The sequence below is a fragment of the Mucilaginibacter ginsenosidivorans genome (assembly GCF_007971025.1).
GTDB lineage: Bacteria > Bacteroidota > Bacteroidia > Sphingobacteriales > Sphingobacteriaceae > Mucilaginibacter > Mucilaginibacter ginsenosidivorans.
On record NZ_CP042436.1, the window covers coordinates 5,026,387 to 5,044,882 of the forward strand.

Below are 18,496 nucleotides of genomic sequence, written 5' to 3' on the forward strand. Positions count from 1 at the left end.
ACAAAAGACAATGAACCGGGCACTTTTACGGCAGTACCGGGGACAGGGCTTTTATCAAAACCTTATTCGTGAAAGTTTTGACAAGCCATAATGGCAGGTGTCTGGCTGGTGGTCAATAGTCAATGGTCAATAGTCAATGGCAGCGGCGAATTTTATTCACCATTAACCAATCACTATTCACTACTCACAATTCACCATCTCACAGTTGCACGTCAGCCCATGATTTGCACATGGTTCCCTTTTAATGCCGGTTTTTAACCCGGCAACCTTTTATAGCGTTTGTTAAAGAACTTGTGGATTCAAAGATAAGCTGCAGGGGTCTTACGATGTTAAGGATAGTTTTAAACAAGGGCCGGAGTTATGAACAAGGCAGCTTGAATGGTTGATTGGGTTAGATCAAGTTGACAGAATTTGACCCCAACTTAATCAACTACTTAACTTAATCAACCCTCCAACGGCACAAACTTCAAACTTACCGAGTTAACGCAATGCCTTACGTTTTTCGGGGTTAGATATTCACCCTCGAAAACGTGGCCCAGGTGGGCGCCGCAATTGGCGCATACTATCTCCACGCGCCGACCATCAGCATCCGGAACACGTTTTACTGCGCCGGCTATCTCGTCGTCAAAGCTTGGCCAGCCGCAATGCGATTCAAATTTGGTTTCTGAAGTGTACAACGGCGTATCGCATCTTTTACATACGTACAGCCCATGTGCATGATTATTTAACAGCGAGCCGGTGAACGGACGCTCAGTTCCTTTGTATAATATTACCCTTTCTTCCTGGGGTGTTAATTGATTGTATTCCATATTATTTTTGATTACACCGATGTGGTATTTGATTTCACTGATTATAACAAATATACGGCAGGTTTGGCGTTTTGATTTTTGAGGAGGGGCTTGTTTACAATGGGTTGACTAAGGACATGAAAGGCGATCATATATCAAATTGACGTTTGTCAATATAATTAAAGAATTTTCTATAACAAATTCTTGGCTTCTTTCTTAAAAAAGATTGAAGCGCTGTATCATAAGCCAAAAGAGGAATAGTAAATTTTGTTACCAGTAATTTTCTAAAATCCGAGGTATATATAATTATGTAATTATAAGTCCCAAACTTTCCTAATGACTTTTGTTCGAAAATTTCAACTTTATTTACATCATCACGATCAATCGAAATCTCCTTTCCATTTTTTGTAATTGTAAGTTTTGAATTATCGCTGTTGATTATCATTTTTTTACCCTTATCTAGAAAATTGAATTGTCTAATCATGTATAGCTCATAAAATTGCAAATAGGCAAGAGCCGCTAGTATCGCAGAAGCAAATAAGAAGAAAGTAGGATTATGATGGGTTTTGATTAATGAGAAAATAATGCCTATCAGGAATATTATTAATGCAAATATTTCAATGACGATACTTTTTTTCTTAAAGACAAACTCCTTTGTTTTCTTCATCGTTTCAGGTAATTCAAAATAAAAATAAAAAATCCCGGCCGAAACCAGGATTTATATTTTATTAGGTTGAAAAAAAGCTTTTACCTTTCAGCTTTAACCTTTCTTCGCCAGTTCCTCTGCCATCGCAGCGCCTATTTCCGCAGGCGATTGTACCACGCGTATGCCGCATTCGGCCATGATCTTCATTTTTGCTGCCGCGGTATCGTCGGCTCCGCCTACTATTGCTCCGGCGTGACCCATACGGCGCCCCGCAGGGGCGGTTTGCCCGGCGATGAAACCCACAACGGGCTTGGTGCCGTTCGCTTTGATCCAGCGGGCAGCTTCGGCTTCCATACCGCCGCCTATCTCGCCTATCATGATAATGCCATGGGTATCAGGGTCGTTCATCAACAGCTCAACAGCTTCTTTGGTTGGTGTGCCGATGATCGGGTCGCCGCCAATGCCGATGGCCGTAGTGATGCCTAAACCAGCCTTTACCACCTGGTCTACGGCTTCGTAAGTTAAAGTACCCGATTTGGAAACCACCCCTACATGACCTTTACGGAAAATGAAGCCCGGCATAATACCGATCTTAGCTTCGCCGGCGGTTATGATACCCGGGCAGTTAGGACCAATAAGGCGGGTGTCCCGATCCTTGATGTATTCCTTCACCATGATCATATCCTTGGTCGGGATACCTTCGGTGATGCAGACGATCAGTTTGATACCAGCCTCGGCAGCTTCCATAATAGCGTCGGCAGCAAAGGGCGGCGGTACGAAAATGATGGATACGTTGGCACCGGTAATATCAACCGCTTCTTTAACCGTATTGAAAACAGGAAGGTTAAGGTGTTTCTGGCCGCCTTTGCCCGGTGTTACGCCGCCAACTACGTTGGTGCCGTATTCGATCATCTGCGAGGCATGGTAGGTGCCTTCGTTACCTGTAAAACCCTGGACTATTACTTTGGAATCGTTATTGACGAGAACGCTCATAGATTAAAAATGTACGCGCAAAGCTAAAGTTATTGTTGGTAATCTCAAAGCCCCATTGCAGGGTTTATTTACGATGTACGAATTAGGATTTCAGATCGACAATAGTCCTTAATTCCAGGGGGCGCCAAATCGTAAGTCGTAATTTTAAGATCGTAATTAGTGCGCTTCGGCTCCAGGTGGCGTGCTAAACTCCTTCTCACTCTTCGCTATCACAATCGTCGCTATCCCGTTGCCGATCATATTGGTAATGGCCCGCGCTTCGGACATGAATTTATCGACGCCAAAAAGAATTGCAAGCCCCTCGACAGGTATCACTTTGATTACGGTAAGCGTAGACGCCAGCACGATAAAGCCGCTGCCGGTAACACCCGCAGCTCCCTTCGAGGTTATCATCAGGATGCCGATGATGGTGAGCTGCTGACCGATAGATAAGGGGATATGAAAAACCTGAGCAAGGAAAATAACCGCCATGGAAAGATAAATGGTTGTACCGTCGAGGTTGAAGGAATAGCCTGCCGGGATGACCAAACCTACTACCGAACGCGAGCAGCCGAATTTCTCCATCTTCTCCATCATGCTGGGCAGCACCGATTCGGACGATGAGGTGCCCCAAACGATCACGATCTCCTCTTTTATGAATTTCAGGTAATGCCAGAGGCTGAATTTATAAAGGCGGCAAACAATATTGAGCACTACGAAAATGAAGATAGCCATAGTGGCATACACTGAAACCATTAGCCATGCAAGCGGTTTAAGCGTTGCTACGCCGTAGGTGCTAACCGTAAAGGCCATACCGGCAAAAGCGCCAACCGGGGCCAGGCGCATCACAACGTGCATGATATTAAAGAAAACCTTTGACAGCTTTTCGAAGAAACCAATGAGCGATTGTCCCGTCTCCCCCATTCTGCTTAAGCCAAAACCGAACAGGATGGCGAAGAAAAGTATCTGTAAGATGTCGCCCTTAGCAAAAGCGTCGAACACATTGGAAGGAATAATATGGGCAAAAAAATCGCCCCAGTGCATTTCGGCGGCAGCTTTCTGATAGGTTGCTATTTTTGCTGCATCGGCTGTGTTGTGGGCTAATGCCGTAACCGTGCTAACTTCGCCAGGCTTGATAACATTGGCAACTGTAATACCTATAATGAGCGCAAAGGTGGTTACGATCTCGAAATATAATAATGCCTTTCCACCGACCCTGCCCACTTTTTTCAGGTCGCTCATACCTGCAATACCTAATATGATGGTAAGGAAAATAATAGGCGCGATCAACATGGTGATCAGGTCGACAAACTTTTTGCTGATCAGTTGAGCGGTCGGACCAAAGCCCCTAAAATAATAGCCGACGATAACGCCTAAAATAATAGCGGTAATAACCTGGAAGGTGAGATTGGATAGCAGGCGTTTCATGGAGTAACAATAATACAATTTACCTTTCAATATTTAGCTAAACCGGAACGGTGCATTTTTATACCTTAGCAGCCTGATGAGAGGCATTTATCATTTCGAAAAAATATCTGACACGCTGGCATGCGCCGGGCAGCCGACCGAAGAACAGTTCAGCCAGTTAGTGAACGGGCAGTACGAGGTAGTCATCAATCTCGGCTTGCTGAACACCAAATATGCGTTGCCTGATGAAGCTGCGCTGGTTGCTTCACTGGGCATACGCTATTACCATATACCGGTAGTGTTTGAAAACCCTCAACTAACTGAACTTGATAAGTTCATCACCCTGATGGATCAAAATGCTGATAAAAGGGTATTTGTACACTGTGCAGCAAATTACCGGGCATCGGTATTTACAGGACTTTATCTTTTTGCCGCAGGCAAACTTCCCGAAGAGGAACTACAGGACTTTGTAGAAGATGTATGGCAGCCTAACACTGTATGGCAACAGTTTTTAGAAGACGGGATCGAACATATCAACGACAAAAAATAAGTAAGGCCTCCCCCGCTGCCGGGGAAAGCCTTTGACTTACTGAAAAATATTTTAAGAAACAGTACCTGTTTGCAAGTCGACCGTGTAAGTCGTTCCATTGATAACGATCTTAGCCTGGTGATTGCCCAGGAAGGTAATTGTACCGCTGTAGTTCCATGTACCCGAAGGGGTGGCGCCCTTTGTGGCGAAAGTTGCCGAACCGCTCACAATGTCGCCCACGTTAGGGTCTATTTTTACATCTTTAAATACATAGTCGAACGTCTCCGCGTCCGTTGATTTCGAGCCTGTTTTTTGCTGAACGTTGGCGTCCACATTTACCGATCCGTTCATCAAAATAGATGTATTGTCATCGTTAGGGTTAACCGCTGTTATCATCAGGTTTTCGCCCAGGTTATAAGTGGCGCCTATTTGCGCGGTACTTTCCGTCACCTTTAGCTTGGTATAAAAGCTAAGGCCGTTAGGCGTACCATTTGCACACAAAACGGAAAATTTAAACTCCCCGCTGATGGATGCCGAGCCGCCGTCATCCAGCGTGGTGCTGTACGTTAAAGTGGTGTCAATAACCGCTCCGCAGCCAAAGTCAACACCATCATCATTTAATTTGAGCCCGCGTCCCCTGCGGGCTATGTTTACATTTGACGGTGGGTTGATACCATCAAAAATACTGAAGCCGCCAAGTCCGCCATAAAGGGTCTGCGAAAGATTAAGCGCTATTTGCTGGCTCACCTGTTTGGATGAAACGGTATTAGCGGGTCCGCTTCCCGATTTTTTACACGATGTGTAAGTTAATGTCACTGCTGCGAGTGCCGCGATAAGGTAAAGTTTAATTTTCATACGCTAAATTGTGATTTTTAATAATTCTATTTTTTCGCTAAGATATGGCAATTCAACGGTTTAAGATACAAAAACCTGTCCACAAATTATGTTTTGCCTGCAACAAATTGTTATTAAATAATTATATCCTCTTTTTATTAAAGGTATAATGCATAGTCTGAATCAACCCTAAATTCAACAATCATACCACTATTTTGCCGTTCTGCCCCACCGTACCCGCGACTACCCAAAAATTCAAAAATCATTGCATCTTTTTTTTAAGGTAATCGTATAAGGATTCAGCATAGATTAAATACCTATTTAACTGACAAAAAAAAGATTGATATGGCTAAGCCGGAAGATATTTACAAAGAGTACAGAGAATTGTTGATGAAGAAATTGGATATGGGTGCAGGACAGCAGTTTACATTCAATTTTACTTCGGAAAACCAGGGAACTTTCAGCGTTACAAACGACGATAGCAAGGACATGATAGGCGGCACCGTAAAGCTTACTGTAAACAACGATGGTTTGAACATACTGATGGATTACAAAGGCTTCTACATCACCCAAACTTTGAAGATCGCAAAAAACGAAAAAGGAGAGACCACGCTTATACGCGAACCTAACAGCGGCAAAGTATTCCTTACCGGCCATAAACTGGACTCGTAAGCCCTAAAATAACCCTTTCCTTCCACAGGCTAACCAGGCAGCCTGTGGAACGCATTACACAATATTGCTGTGTTAATTACCCACTTTTTTTCTTTTTGAGAATTTTATTGATTTTTAGTTAATTTTATAAATAGCTGTAAATCAATACACTTTAAGGGTCAATTAAAACTATTTCATGCTGGCGCAACTGTTGCATTATAGCCGGCATGAAACGGTTATTATTACTCATCGCATTATCAGTATTGTCAGTATCAGCATTTGCGCAGTTCCCGCTGGGTGCTACCAAAGAGGAGATCAAAACCTATTTTGGCGAAAATGTTTCGTACGCCAATGTGCAGGAATTTAAAACCGCCAACGGCACCGAGGCACTTTGCTTTACCAAGGTTCGCGTTATAGGCGATTATACCTTCCTGTTCAACTTTGAAGGTGTTTGTACTTCATACATTGAAACTTACGATAAGAAAGATATGAACGAAGTAGTATGGCGTTTCGACCGTAAATTTTGCCGCCTGGGCACCACCATCTGGGGCGATGAGGATAATTCATACAATGTTACCCTGGTAGCCAATCCAAAAAAAGGCGCCAATTTCATCAGCATCATTTACAAACCGGTTGCGCCTGCTGCGACAAGTACTTTGGCATCGAACTAAACCGACCAACTATATAACAATGCAAAACGCCCGGACTTTCGTTCGGGCGTTTTTGTTTTTATCGGGATCTGTTAATCTTATGTCCACAAATTCTCAGGATATACCCCGCTGTTTACCAGTTTGGATATGCTTGCCTGCACAATCGGTTTATCTTCTTTATAGGTAACGCCGAACCACTTGGACGACGTCGGTATTACCTTAAATGCCGCTGTTCCGCTTTTGATCAGTTCGTCGGCTGCAAGCGGGATAAAGAATTCAGCCTTGGGATTATTCTCATTTGCCTCAACAAACCTTTTGAACATCGGCTCGCTTTGTTTGAATATAGCCGGTGTAAAGCCCCAGAAATTCATTGATACGCGGGTATCGTTCGATAACGAATGTTCGCCGGTGGCATCTTTATAGGCTACAGTACCGTCTTCTTTAAAATATACTTCGGTGCGTTCGTTTATCTCAACCATGTTGCCGTCGTCATCAACCTTACAAACACCACGCGATACAGAACCGTAATCGGATAAGGTTTTATCTATTTGATACCCTATAATGGAATATAAACTGTCAGAGACCTCGGTGGTCAGGAATTTAGCCATTTTTTCAAAGGCCTCCCTGCCATAATAGTCGTCGGCATTTATCACGCAAAAAGGTTCGTGTACCTGGTTACGTGCCGAAAGCACCGCATGTTGCGTGCCCCAGGGTTTCGCCCTTTCAATGGTTTTATCGATGCCGAAAGGTTTCAGGTCATAGCTTTGAAAAACATAATCGGTCTCGACACGGCCCTTTAATTTCGGCTCGAATATGGATTTGAACTGATCGGCAAATTCTTCACGAATAATAAAGCTGATCTTACCAAAGCCGGCGTTAATAGCGTCATAAATAGAATAATCGATAATGGTTTCGCCATTGGGGCCAAAGCCGTCTACCTGTTTCATGCTGCCGTAGCGGCTGGCCATTCCTGCGGCCAGTATCAGTAGTGTAGGTTTCATATTTTCAAAAAGGTATTGTATGGAGTGTTTTTAGTTTAATTATATCTCAAAAGGCATTTATACTTAATTTGTTTTAGTAAAGTTAGCCTTTCAAAGTTAATTATAAATGTATTTATGACAATTATCTATTACTTATTTGATATATCTGAAATCCTGTCCGTCTTCAACACTCAATAACACTTCATAGATCAGGCGGATCACGTTATCCACATCTTCTTTATGTATCATCTCGACCGTAGTGTGCATGTACCGCAATGGTAAGGAGATCAATGCCGAAGGCACGCCATCGTTAGAGTAAGCGAAAGCATCCGTATCCGTCCCGGTCGACCTAGACGACGCCTGGCGCTGGAAAGGAATATCTGCCTTCTTAGCCGTTTCGATCAACAATTTGTTAACGTTATTCTGTACGGCAGGGGCGTATGACACTACCGGACCCTTACCACCGGCCAGGTCGCCCTGGGTGGTTTTACTGATCATAGGGGTTTGTGTATCATGCGTTACATCGGTAACAATAGCCAGGTTTGGTTTGATATGGTGGGCGATCATTTCTGCACCCCGTAAACCTATTTCTTCCTGAACAGCATTTACTATATAAAGGCCGAATGGTAATTTCTTTTTATTCTCTTTCAGCAGGCGCGCAACTTCGGCTATCATGAAACCTCCTGCCCTATTGTCCAGCGCACGACCGACATAATAGCGATCATTCAGCACCATAAATTCATCTTCGTAGGTGATAACGCAGCCCACGTGAATGCCGAGTTTTTCGACCTCATCTTTGGATGTGCAACCGCAATCCAGGAATATATTTTTCAGCGTGGGCGCTTCTTCCTTTTCACCCGAACGGGTATGGATAGCGGGCCAGCCAAACACAGCTTTTACAATACCGTTATCCGTGTGAATATTTACCCTTTTTGAGGGCGCTATCTGGTGGTCGGAACCGCCATTGCGGATCACATAGATCAACCCATCGCTGGTGATATAATTAACAAACCACGATATCTCATCGGCATGTGCCTCAATAACTACTTTGTATTTGGCTTTTGGGTTGATGATGCCTACCGCGGTGCCATAATTATCGACGTAATGGTCATCGATATAAGGCTTGATATAATCGAGCCAGAGTTTTTGCCCGGTCCATTCAAAGCCGGTTGGTGAGGGATTATTGATATATTTTTCGAAAAATGCCAGTGAGGTTTTATTAACCACCCCTACATGTTTTTTCTTGTCATCCTTTTTTTTAGCCATGTTATGCGACTGTTTTTATAGTAATGGAGCAAATATAGCAAAGCTTGTGAGAATGGCGTATGTTAACAAATTTTAGCGGCGTCCTCAATTTATTGTCAACAGGTTAACATTAATTTCACACATCATTTATTATTTTGAATGAGTAAATTTTTTCAAAAGATTAGTTTAGTTGACCGGGCCGGCTTGATGTATCAGACCGGCTTTTTTCACCGGGTTTTCATATTATAGCAGTATATTAGAATGCAATATGGAAACCGCCAAAACCATAGCAGGTTTATTGCTTGCTATTTTCGTCACAATAGTAAGCAAGGGTCCCGCTGCACCATCCGCCATCAACGTGCCGATAACCTACGCCGCCAGGTACTATTTTGGCAGGGACACCGCTACTATACTGGTGATCAATCAATTTGATGTACAAGCCACCAAAGATACCAGCGCCAAAAAAATTGACGCACTCAAAGGCGCCGCTTACACATCGCTGAAATTTATCGGGTCGCAGATCGATCTGCTGCCGCATACACGTGTAATCAACCTGGTAGATTCTCTAAACTTCAGGGTAAACAAAGATTCAATAAAGAACCTGGCTTCAAAATACAATGCCACACAAGTGCTGGCGCTAAAAAATTTCGATGCCAGTATCATCCGTAGCGATATTCAAAGTTCAGAGATATACCTTAATACGCTGGTCAATGCCGATTTCAAGCTTTATGAAAGTAACGGGCTTTTCTCTAAAAAGCTGCATGGCACGGCAAGTGACCTGATATCGGGCGAGAATTACAAACACCTGTCTGCCGGCGAAGTATTTGTAAGTCCGTCAATTGACCGGTATAAGGCCGCCGTGGACACGTCATCAGAAAACGCTGCGATGGATGCCCTTAAGGATTATTTCCCGAATACCATTTCGCACGATCGGCCGCTGTATACCGACCATTTTTTGAAAAAAGGGGTCGAAAAACTGTACGCCGGCGACCCGGATGGAGCTATCAAGCTATTTGAACCATATGTGCAGGACAAAAATGCAAAGAAGGCCGGAAAAGCTGCTTACATGCTGGCCATTGCCTACGAAAGCAAAGGAAATATTGAAAAAGCAGGGGAAATGGCCTCTTTATCGCTCAATAAATTCAATAACCAATACGCTACTACAATGCTGCAGGATCTGAAGGACGAGTAAGCGGCTTTTCCAGTATCTCGTAGTCAAACCCGTTTTTTGAAAAGAATTGCCCGGTATGGCTAAATCCATTTTTATCGTAAAAGCCGGTAGCTGATAAACGGGCGTTGCACCACAAGCGTTTTCCGCCTTCCGTTGCAGCAAAATCGGTAATGTAAGCTAATAATTTATTACCGGTACCTTTTCCCTGGTAGTCCGGATCGACGGCAAATTTGCGGAACTGGTAATCGTCATCCTTCTGAAAAAGAGAAACAATACCCACCAGCTTATTATCAGTAAACGCACCGAAATGGATGCCATCCATATCCTCGTCCATCTCCATTTCGTACAGCTTTTGAGCAGGATATAAAACCTTCTGGCGCAGATACCAGGTTAGTTCAGGGCGGATCTGTTCGATGGAGAGATTCATTTCATGGGTTATGGGACTGCGGGATGGCCTTCCCTCCCCGGGGAGGGCAGGGAGGGGTTTCGCCGCTATGCTATTAAACCATTATCAAAATTTTTAGGCAATTTGACACATGGATCATTTTTTATGATCTCTATTATTTTGCTTTCAATCGCCCTGAATACGTTATTCATATCGTACTTCACTTCCGATTCAGTAAAGCGCAAAAATCTAACTCCTAAACTTTCCAATTTATTTTGTCGCAGTTCATCATTTAAAAAAGCCTCTTCGCCGTTATGCGTCATGCCATCGATTTCAATAACAAGCATTAATTCTTTACAATAAAAATCGACTATATAATTATCAATACATCGCTGCCTGTCAAAATCAAAGCCCCATAATTTATCTTCTTTTAGTTCATTCCAAAGCAGCACTTCACCAAAGGTCATATCTTTTCTAAGCTTACGTGCGAGTCGCTTTAAATTTGGATTATATGGAATGATTTTACTCATGAACTATAATTTCCTTACCGAAAGAAATCGTCACCCCTTCCTCCCCTTCCCGAGGGAAGGAATCGCACGGGCCCGGCTTTTTCATCGCCTAACCTCAAAGTGGTATATTCCCATGTTTCTTCCTCGGATTATTCACCACCTTATTCTCCAGCATTTTGAACGCATGGATCAGTTTGATACGGGTTTCGGATGGTTCTATAACCTCATCCACAAAGCCGCGTTCGGCCGCACGGTAGGGATTGGCAAAAATATCGGAGTAGGCCTGTTCCATCTCCAGCCATTTGGCTTCTTTATCTTCAGCAGCATTGATCTCGCGTTTAAAGATGATCTCGGCAGCACCCTTGGCGCCCATTACCGCTATTTCGGCCGTTGGCCAGGCGAAGTTCATATCCGCACCGATGTGCTTGGAATTCATCACATCATAAGCGCCGCCATAGGCTTTGCGGGTAATAACGGTTATGCGCGGTACGGTAGCCTCGCTGAAAGCATACAGTAATTTGGCTCCGTTGGTGATAATAGCGTTCCACTCCTGGTCGGTACCCGGCAAAAAACCCGGCACATCTTCAAATACCAGCAATGGTATATTAAACGAATCGCAGAAACGCACAAAACGCGCCCCTTTGGTGGATGAATGAATATCCAGTACCCCCGCCAAAAATGCCGGCTGATTGGCCACAATACCTATGCTCCTACCCGCAAGACGCGCAAAACCAACTACAATGTTCTCGGCAAAGTCCTTATGTACTTCTAAAAACGAGTCGCTGTCAATAACATGGGTGATCACATCCCTTATATCATAAGGCTGTGAGTTATTTTCGGGCATAATGTCGTTCAGCTCCGGGCGCGATTCATTCTTACCTTCATAAGGTAATGACGGTGCCTTATCCTCGCAGTTTTGCGGCATATAGCTCAGCAGTTTTTTTACATGCTGAATTGCATCTATCTCGTTGGCGCATGCAAAATGTGTAACGCCCGATTTGGTGGCGTGTGTTGTCGCGCCGCCTAATTCTTCCGAGGTCACCACCTCGTGTGTGACTGTTTTTACCACGTTAGGCCCGGTTACGAACATATAGGAGGTGTTCTCCACCATCAATATAAAATCGGTAATAGCAGGCGAATAAACTGCGCCGCCCGCACAGGGACCCATGATAGCTGATATTTGCGGCACCACGCCCGATGCCATGGTGTTCTTATAAAATATATCGGCATAGCCGCCCAGCGATACCACCCCTTCCTGTATACGTGCGCCGCCAGAATCATTCAAGCCTATTACAGGTGCACCGTTCTTCATGGCCAGGTCCATGATCTTGCATATTTTTTCGGCATGGGTCTCAGAAAGTGACCCGCCAAACACGGTAAAATCCTGTGAAAAAACATAAACCAGCCGGCCATTGACCGTTCCGTACCCGGTCACCACACCATCGCCGGGGTATATTTCCTTTTCCATACCGAAATCAGTGGAGCGGTGTGTAACCAGCATCCCAATTTCCTGGAACGAACCTTCGTCCAGTAAAAAATGAAGGCGCTCGCGGGCGGTTAACTTTCCTTTTTTATGCTGACTTTCAATACGGGCATGGCCGCCGCCAAGCAGGGCATGTTCCTTTTTATGTCGTAATGTCTTGATCTTCTTGTTCACGGTCCCGGTTGGTTAGTAATGAATTCGCTAAAAATAGCAATTATCAGATAAAAGCAGGTATAACAGAGTTTAGTATATTTGCGGCGATGAGCACAACAAACCACATCAGCTACGAAGGCCTGCTGGAAGGCAACAAAGAATTTATTGCAAATGCATTAAAGGAAGATCCTGAATATTTTGACAAACTTACGGTGCAAAACCCGCCTGTTTTATGGATAGGCTGCGCCGATAGCCGCGTGCCTGCAAACCAGATAACCAACACCAAACCGGGCGAAATATTCGTGCACCGTAACATCGCGAACATGGTGATCCATACCGATATGAATATGCTGTCGGTGCTGGATTATGCCGTGAATGTTTTAAAGGTAAAACATGTTATCGTAACCGGGCATTACGGCTGTGGTGGTATAATTGCCGCCATGAGCGATCAGCAATTCGGATTGATAGACAACTGGCTGATCCACATTAAAGATGTGTACCGTCTGCACGCCGCTGAACTGGACAGCATAAGCGACGAAAAAGCGCGGACCAACCGCATGGTGGAGCTTAATGTGATTGAAAACGTCAACAATCTTTGCAAAACTTCCATCGTACAAAACGCCTGGAAAAGCGGGCAGGAACTAAGCGTACACGGCTGGGTGTACAGCCTGAGCACCGGTATTATTACCGATCTGAAAGTAAGCACCTCCAGTAACGACAGCCTGGACCAGGTGTTTAAGTTTAAATAAGTTGGTTTGACAGATCATAGTTCATAGCAGATTTTACTATGAACTATGATCCACGAACCACTAAATCTCTTTCTGCAAAAACGGGTACCTGTAATCTTTCGGCGGATCAAATGTTTCTTTGATCGTTCTTGGCGATACCCAGCGCAATAAATTGATCATCGATCCGGCTTTGTCATTCGTACCCGAACCCCTTGCACCACCAAACGGCTGCTGACCAACGACGGCGCCTGTCGGTTTATCGTTGATGTAGAAGTTACCGGCTGCATTGCGCAGGCGGTGAGTCATATCGGCAATGGCGTAACGGTCTTGCGCGATGATGGCGCCCGTTAAGGCATAGATGGAAGTGTTGTCGACAATATCCACTACCTTGTCAAAATCCTTATCATCATACACGTAAACCGTCAGTACCGGGCCAAAAAGCTCCTCGCACATGGTTACGTAATGCGGGTCGTCAACTTTGATGACAGTCGGCTCAATGAACCAGCCCTTGCTCTTATCATAGTTACCGCCGGTGATGATCTCGACACCTTTATCTTTTTTGGCAGCGTCGATATATTTTGCCAGTTTGTCAAACGACTTTTCGTCGATAACGGCATTAATAAAGTTCTCAAAATCCTCAACCGGGCCCATTTTGAAAGTTGCAATATCACGTTGCATCCTTTCCTTAATAGCGGGCCACAACGATTTCGGGATATAGGCCCTTGAAGCTGCGGAACATTTCTGTCCCTGGTATTCAAATGCACCGCGTATAAGGGCTATGTTCGCTACATCAACATCGGCGCTTGGGTGTATCAGCACAAAGTCCTTACCGCCAGTTTCGCCCACAATGCGCGGGTAGGTTTTATATTTATGAATGTTGTTACCAATGGTCTTCCAGATATTCTGGAATACACCTGTAGAACCTGTAAAATGAATGCCGGCAAAATCGGGGTGATTAAAAATAACCTCGCCCGCAGTCGGGCCGTCAACATATACCAGGTTGATCACACCATCGGGCAGTCCAGCTTCCTGGAATACCTGCATGATGACATTCGCCGCATACACCTGCGTGTTGGCAGGTTTCCAAACTACCACGTTGCCCATCATAGCTGCGGACGATGGCAAATTACCGGCAATCGCCGAGAAATTGAATGGCGTTAAAGCAAATACAAAACCTTCCAACGGGCGCTGCTCAACCCTGTTCCAGACACCTTTGCCCGAAATTGGCGGTTGCTGCTGGTATATCTGCGTCATGTAAAACACGTTGAAGCGCAGGAAGTCGATCAGCTCGCAAGCCGAATCGATCTCGGCCTGGTACGCATTTTTTGACTGGCCCAGCATGGTAGCCGCGTTCACCTTAGCGCGGTACGGACCGGCAAGCAGGTCGGCGGCTTTAAGGAAGATGGCGGCACGGTGCTCCCATGGCATTTCTTCCCAGTCGGCTTTAGCGGCCAGCGCGGCGTCGATAGCAGCCGCAACATGGCTGGCATCGCCGTAGTGAAATTTACCCAGTAAATGCTGGTGGTCGTGCGGCGGGCGAAGTTCCTGCAAATTGCCGGTACGTACTTCTTTTCCGCCGATATACATCGGGATGTCGGTCTGTTTCGAACGCGCTTCGTCCAATGCGGCTTTAAGCGCTGCACGCTCCACACTGCGCGGACCGTAGTTTAAAACAGGTTCGTTCTGCGGTGTGGGGACGTTAAAAAATCCTTTGAGCATAGGTTATAATTATTGAGAGCGCAAAGATACAGGTTAATGTGCAGATGTGCGAATAAGCCGATATTCAAATTACGGGAGGGTGACAGTTGGATGCAGGTAAACTAATAATTCATGGTTTACACTTTTTAATGTAATATTTGTTTAACTAACTTATAGTGAATAACTTAGCTATTAACGCACATCAAAAAGTGTAAACCATGTTAACCCAGTGTTGGTGGCATTTGTTAAGAGTCAGGAATCCGGGCAGATCAAATCTTGATTCCCGGCTCCTGGCTCTACAAATCATTCCGAACGCAAACTCTTCACCGGGTTAGCCAGCGCGGCCCTGATAGCCTGGAAACTAACAGTGAGCAGGGTAATGACGACTGCCGCTATGCCCGAGGCGATGAATACGCCCGGACCGATGCTGACACGGTAGTTATAGCTCTCGAGCCAATGCCTTAGGAAATAAAGCGCAACCGGCGAGGCAATAACGCAACTGAGCATTACCAGCACCACAAAATCGCGCGAAAGCATTACCCATACCTGCGCTATGGATGCACCTAAGACTTTGCGGATGCCTATCTCCTTGGTGCGCTGCTCTGCAACATAAGCGGCAAGCCCGAACAACCCCAGGCAGGATATGAATATGGCCAGCCCGGCAAACACGCCCGCCAGTTTGCCTACCAGCACCTCCAGGTTGAATTTGGAGGCATATTCATCATCCACAAACTTGTACAGGTAAGGATAAGCCGGGTTATATTTTTCAAATATCTTCCCGATCTTATCTATCGCGGTATGCGTATTCACATTTTTCGGCAGCCGGTATGTTATTACAAACCCAAATGGATTGTGCCCGAAGATGGCGGGCTCCACTGGTTTGTAGGGTGATTCCATCAGCGCGTCCTTCACCACACCGATTATCGTTACCGGTTTGGCGCTGCCATTCCACGATACCATTTGACCAACAGGATTTTTAAGCCCTATTCGCCTGATGGTGGCCTCATTAACGATGACGTTCAGCGAATCCTTCTTCCAATCGGCCGAGAATTCACGCCCGGCCGCCATCGTCATCCCCAGGGTTTTAAAATAATCATTGGACATCCAGATGGCGCCGATGTTTACTTCCTCTTCGCCCGCATTTTTACCCGGCCATTTCTGTAATGAAAAATGGCTGTATACCTGCGTTGCCGGCGATGTGGACGATGCCACACTTTCGACAAGCCCCGATGAAAGCAGGTCATTCTTTAAGGCATCATAATGCTGGTAAAGGTCGCCGTTCATGTCCGTCATCACCAGCCTGTCGGCGCTGTAGCCCATAGGCCGATTTTTAACATATTGTATTTGCTGGTAAACGATCACCGTGCTGATGATCAGCGCAACCGAACAGGTGAATTGAACCACCACCAGTATCTTACGTGGTAACGACGCTGCCTTGCCGGCCCGTATGCTGCCTTTGAGCACCTTAACGGGATTGAACGACGACAGGTAAAAGGCGGGCCTGCTTCCTGCCGCCAACCCGGTAAGCAGCACGAATGCTATCATAATACCCCAGAACCCGGCACTGCCATAAGGAACATGGGTATAGGTGCCGGTTAAGGCATTGAACGATGGCAGGGCCAATTGAACAAAAAGCAAACCCAGCAGGAACGATATAGAAGTTATCAGTAAAGATTCGAGCAAAAACTGGTAAACCAGGTCGATGCGCCCCGAGCCGATGGCCTTACGAACACCAACTTCCCTGGCCCGTTTTTCGGACCGTGCTGTCGAAAGGTTCATAAAATTGATACAGGCTATTGCCAGTACCAGTATGCCGATGATGCTGAACAGGCGCACATAATCCACAAATCCTCCGGCCACTTTCCCGTTTTTAAAATCGTTGTATAAATGCCAGTCCTTTAATGGGTGCAGGAACACTTCGGGTTTTGCCACATGCATCTCGGGACTTCGTTTATCAACAATATCCCTGATCTTAGGTGCAATTTGCGTATAGTTTGCGCCGGCATCCAGCGCTACGTAGGCCGAAAATGAATTGTAGGTCCATTTGGTGCGCCCGTCTTTTATCCACCCCTGGGTTGCTTCTGAATAGGCAAAAGGCACCAGGTAATTGAATTGCAGCGTCGCATTCTGAGGGATGTCCTTAATAACACCGGTAACTTTCATATCCTGCGAGTTATCGAAACGCACCACTTTTCCCATCGGGTCGGTATCTCCAAATAAGGATTTGGCCGTTGATTCGGTCAAAACGACGGAATAAATATCCGTCAAGGCCGTATTGGCATTGCCTTTAATAAGGGCATATTGAAATATTTTGAAGAAATCCGGCCCCGCGGCTCCTCCGCCAAGGTAAAACTTCTTTTCGCCCACCAAAAGGTCATGGTTCATCTTGCCTATATTGTCGGCTTCGGCAACATATTTTATCCCCGGTATTTCCTCCCGCAAAACTTTAACCAGCGGCAGCGCGATGGATGTTTGGGTTGTCGTGCCGTTGTGCTGCGAGGTCAGGTTCATTTCTACCTGGTACAATTGCTTATAATCGGGTAAAAAACGGTCGTAGGAATATTGACCGGTTACCCATAAACCGATCAGGAGCGCTACGGCCATGCCGGTAGCCAGGCCGGCAATGTTCAGCGCGCTGTAACCTTTGTTATACAGCATATTGCGCCAGGCTATTTTCAAATAATTGCGAAACATATATTTGCGATTTAATTGCTCACAAGACCACGCAGCGATGGAATTGTGACGCGAAATTATCGCTGCAGACCGCGAAACAGGGTCCAAATCATGATTTGGTCGCTCTTTTTTCAATACAGCCTTATATTCCGCGGGGTTTTTCCCGGTTATTTGTTTGAAGGCGCGGTTGAAAGTAGTTTTTGAGTTGAATCCGCAATCATACGCTATACCCAACAGGGTCATCCGGTCATACGCCGGGTCCTTCATTTTCCGGGCAACGTCCTGTATCCTGAATTCATTCACAAAATCATTGAAGTTTTTTCGCAGGCCGGTATTAACGATCCGCGACAACTCGTGGATGGAAATGCCGAGTTCTTTGGCTAACGAGTTTAAGCTCAGCTCGGCATCCAGGTAAAAGCGGTTGACCTTCATTTGATGCCGAAGCCAATAGCCCCGCTGTATCAGCTTGTCTTTTGAGGAAGAAAGCTGATCCTTACGGGTAAACTTTTGACCCGGCCGGGCAATTCTCCGTAAATAAAAGCCCACGAGCGGACCAACCGAAAGCACGAATTGTAATAATACCCGGCTCCATCGCGGGAAATAGTTTCCTAATCCAATATCGGCACAAAAGCCCCCGACCAGCCACAAAGCTGTGACAGCCAGTATAAGGCTAAGCAGCCGGTTTGCGTCCCCGCCCGGCTTTTTGAGCCACAACTGCACACTAAAAGCCAGGCAGGTGAAGGCTGCTCCCAGCATGAGCAGGTCGAAAAAGCTGATATGTAGTTGTTGGCCGGTCAAATCAGTAAGTACTGTGCAATCGGTATTCCAATTTAATAATTATTTGATAATTAGCTTTTAAAGAAAAACAGCCGTAAGCTTTTGTAATGAAACCGGACGGAACATGTTCGGTTTTGCCTGTCTTGTCACACAGGTGTGCGGCTTTATAAAGTTCAACTAACCTGTCGCAAACCTACCGTCACATTGTCGTTTTCAC

At 45.5% G+C, this 18,496-nt stretch carries 17 protein-coding genes and 1 riboswitch; of the genes, 5 read left to right on the forward strand and 12 right to left on the reverse strand.

Annotated features, from left to right (window positions below):
- Nucleotides 1-75 precede the first annotated feature (75 nt).
- Nucleotides 76-287, reverse strand: a riboswitch (cobalamin riboswitch).
- Nucleotides 288-443: 156 nt separating this feature from the next.
- The 4 genes from FRZ54_RS22895 to dctA all read right to left on the reverse strand — a co-directional run bounded on the left by FRZ54_RS22895 (nt 444) and on the right by dctA (nt 3,834).
- Nucleotides 444-809 carry a methionine-R-sulfoxide reductase gene (locus FRZ54_RS22895; RefSeq protein ID WP_147034127.1) on the reverse strand — a complete coding sequence of 122 codons (366 nt, stop codon included), beginning with the start codon at nt 807-809 and terminating at the stop codon, nt 444-446.
- A gap of 127 nt (nt 810-936) precedes the next feature.
- Entirely contained in the window at nt 937-1,455 is a 519-nt protein-coding gene (locus tag FRZ54_RS22900; protein ID WP_147034128.1) for a hypothetical protein, read from the reverse strand.
- Between the two features lie 93 nt (nt 1,456-1,548).
- Entirely contained in the window at nt 1,549-2,427 is an 879-nt protein-coding gene (sucD, locus tag FRZ54_RS22905; protein ID WP_147034129.1) for a succinate--CoA ligase subunit alpha, read from the reverse strand.
- A gap of 156 nt (nt 2,428-2,583) precedes the next feature.
- Complete coding sequence (gene dctA / locus FRZ54_RS22910; RefSeq protein ID WP_147034130.1) at nt 2,584-3,834, reverse strand: C4-dicarboxylate transporter DctA; 1,251 nt, start codon at nt 3,832-3,834, stop codon at nt 2,584-2,586.
- Between the two features lie 76 nt (nt 3,835-3,910).
- Here dctA and FRZ54_RS22915 point away from each other — a divergent pair, with 76 nt between their 5' ends.
- Nucleotides 3,911-4,363, forward strand: coding sequence for a protein tyrosine phosphatase family protein (locus tag FRZ54_RS22915; protein WP_147034131.1), 453 nt, complete (start codon nt 3,911-3,913; stop codon nt 4,361-4,363).
- A 51-nt stretch (nt 4,364-4,414) separates the two neighbouring features.
- On the opposite strand, the gene FRZ54_RS22920 is transcribed toward FRZ54_RS22915, so the two are convergent.
- A complete protein-coding gene (locus FRZ54_RS22920) occupies nt 4,415-5,197 on the reverse strand; it encodes a hypothetical protein (RefSeq protein ID WP_147034132.1) in 783 nt (260 codons plus the stop codon).
- A gap of 324 nt (nt 5,198-5,521) precedes the next feature.
- On the opposite strand from FRZ54_RS22920, the gene FRZ54_RS22925 reads away from it, so the two are divergent.
- Together FRZ54_RS22925 and FRZ54_RS22930 are read left to right on the forward strand one after the other, a co-directional pair.
- The gene (locus FRZ54_RS22925; protein ID WP_147034133.1) at nt 5,522-5,848 is read left to right on the forward strand and encodes a hypothetical protein; all 327 of its coding nucleotides are present in this window, start codon (nt 5,522-5,524) and stop codon (nt 5,846-5,848) included.
- 206 nt (nt 5,849-6,054) lie between these two features.
- Nucleotides 6,055-6,498: a hypothetical protein gene (locus FRZ54_RS22930; protein ID WP_147034134.1), complete on the forward strand. Its 444-nt coding sequence runs from the start codon at nt 6,055-6,057 to the stop codon at nt 6,496-6,498.
- A 77-nt stretch (nt 6,499-6,575) separates the two neighbouring features.
- On the opposite strand, the gene FRZ54_RS22935 is transcribed toward FRZ54_RS22930, so the two are convergent.
- Nucleotides 6,576-7,478: a nucleotidyltransferase family protein gene (locus FRZ54_RS22935; protein WP_147034135.1), complete on the reverse strand. Its 903-nt coding sequence runs from the start codon at nt 7,476-7,478 to the stop codon at nt 6,576-6,578.
- A gap of 132 nt (nt 7,479-7,610) precedes the next feature.
- Complete coding sequence (locus FRZ54_RS22940) at nt 7,611-8,723, reverse strand: M42 family metallopeptidase (RefSeq protein WP_147034136.1); 1,113 nt, start codon at nt 8,721-8,723, stop codon at nt 7,611-7,613.
- A gap of 247 nt (nt 8,724-8,970) precedes the next feature.
- On the opposite strand from FRZ54_RS22940, the gene FRZ54_RS22945 reads away from it, so the two are divergent.
- Nucleotides 8,971-9,894 (forward strand): DUF6340 family protein, encoded by a 924-nt coding sequence (locus FRZ54_RS22945; protein WP_147034137.1) that lies wholly within the window; start codon nt 8,971-8,973, stop codon nt 9,892-9,894.
- Here the strand turns inward: FRZ54_RS22945 and FRZ54_RS22950 are convergent.
- The 3 genes from FRZ54_RS22950 to FRZ54_RS22960 form a co-directional block, all read right to left on the reverse strand.
- Complete coding sequence (locus FRZ54_RS22950) at nt 9,863-10,300, reverse strand: GNAT family N-acetyltransferase (RefSeq protein WP_147034138.1); 438 nt, start codon at nt 10,298-10,300, stop codon at nt 9,863-9,865. The two genes, FRZ54_RS22945 and FRZ54_RS22950, sit on opposite strands and share 32 nt — an antisense overlap.
- A 65-nt stretch (nt 10,301-10,365) precedes the next feature.
- Nucleotides 10,366-10,788 (reverse strand): endonuclease domain-containing protein, encoded by a 423-nt coding sequence (locus FRZ54_RS22955; protein ID WP_147034139.1) that lies wholly within the window; start codon nt 10,786-10,788, stop codon nt 10,366-10,368.
- 94 nt (nt 10,789-10,882) lie between these two features.
- Nucleotides 10,883-12,424 carry an acyl-CoA carboxylase subunit beta gene (locus tag FRZ54_RS22960; protein WP_147034140.1) on the reverse strand — a complete coding sequence of 514 codons (1,542 nt, stop codon included), beginning with the start codon at nt 12,422-12,424 and terminating at the stop codon, nt 10,883-10,885.
- An 86-nt stretch (nt 12,425-12,510) separates the two neighbouring features.
- Here FRZ54_RS22960 and can point away from each other — a divergent pair, with 86 nt between their 5' ends.
- Complete coding sequence (can, locus tag FRZ54_RS22965) at nt 12,511-13,152, forward strand: carbonate dehydratase (RefSeq protein ID WP_147034141.1); 642 nt, start codon at nt 12,511-12,513, stop codon at nt 13,150-13,152.
- Between the two features lie 60 nt (nt 13,153-13,212).
- Here can and pruA read toward each other — a convergent pair whose 3' ends face one another.
- A complete protein-coding gene (gene pruA, locus FRZ54_RS22970; protein ID WP_147034142.1) occupies nt 13,213-14,850 on the reverse strand; it encodes an L-glutamate gamma-semialdehyde dehydrogenase in 1,638 nt (545 codons plus the stop codon).
- A gap of 282 nt (nt 14,851-15,132) precedes the next feature.
- The gene (locus tag FRZ54_RS22975; protein WP_147034143.1) at nt 15,133-18,300 is read right to left on the reverse strand and encodes an ABC transporter permease; all 3,168 of its coding nucleotides are present in this window, start codon (nt 18,298-18,300) and stop codon (nt 15,133-15,135) included.
- Between the last annotated feature and the right edge of the window lie 196 nt (nt 18,301-18,496).

Coding starts and splice junctions, on each gene's coding strand:
- FRZ54_RS22930 (WP_147034134.1), top strand. CDS start 6,055: ATGAAACGGTTATTATTACTCATCGCATTATCAGTATTGTCAGTATCA.
- FRZ54_RS22915 (WP_147034131.1), top strand. CDS start 3,911: ATGAGAGGCATTTATCATTTCGAAAAAATATCTGACACGCTGGCATGC.
- FRZ54_RS22935 (WP_147034135.1), bottom strand. CDS start 7,478: ATGAAACCTACACTACTGATACTGGCCGCAGGAATGGCCAGCCGCTAC.
- FRZ54_RS22945 (WP_147034137.1), top strand. CDS start 8,971: ATGGAAACCGCCAAAACCATAGCAGGTTTATTGCTTGCTATTTTCGTC.
- dctA (WP_147034130.1), bottom strand. CDS start 3,834: ATGAAACGCCTGCTATCCAATCTCACCTTCCAGGTTATTACCGCTATT.
- can (WP_147034141.1), top strand. CDS start 12,511: ATGAGCACAACAAACCACATCAGCTACGAAGGCCTGCTGGAAGGCAAC.
- sucD (WP_147034129.1), bottom strand. CDS start 2,427: ATGAGCGTTCTCGTCAATAACGATTCCAAAGTAATAGTCCAGGGTTTT.
- FRZ54_RS22925 (WP_147034133.1), top strand. CDS start 5,522: ATGGCTAAGCCGGAAGATATTTACAAAGAGTACAGAGAATTGTTGATG.
- FRZ54_RS22895 (WP_147034127.1), bottom strand. CDS start 809: ATGGAATACAATCAATTAACACCCCAGGAAGAAAGGGTAATATTATAC.
- FRZ54_RS22940 (WP_147034136.1), bottom strand. CDS start 8,723: ATGGCTAAAAAAAAGGATGACAAGAAAAAACATGTAGGGGTGGTTAAT.
- FRZ54_RS22955 (WP_147034139.1), bottom strand. CDS start 10,788: ATGAGTAAAATCATTCCATATAATCCAAATTTAAAGCGACTCGCACGT.
- FRZ54_RS22920 (WP_147034132.1), bottom strand. CDS start 5,197: ATGAAAATTAAACTTTACCTTATCGCGGCACTCGCAGCAGTGACATTA.
- pruA (WP_147034142.1), bottom strand. CDS start 14,850: ATGCTCAAAGGATTTTTTAACGTCCCCACACCGCAGAACGAACCTGTT.
- FRZ54_RS22950 (WP_147034138.1), bottom strand. CDS start 10,300: ATGAATCTCTCCATCGAACAGATCCGCCCTGAACTAACCTGGTATCTG.
- FRZ54_RS22900 (WP_147034128.1), bottom strand. CDS start 1,455: ATGAAGAAAACAAAGGAGTTTGTCTTTAAGAAAAAAAGTATCGTCATT.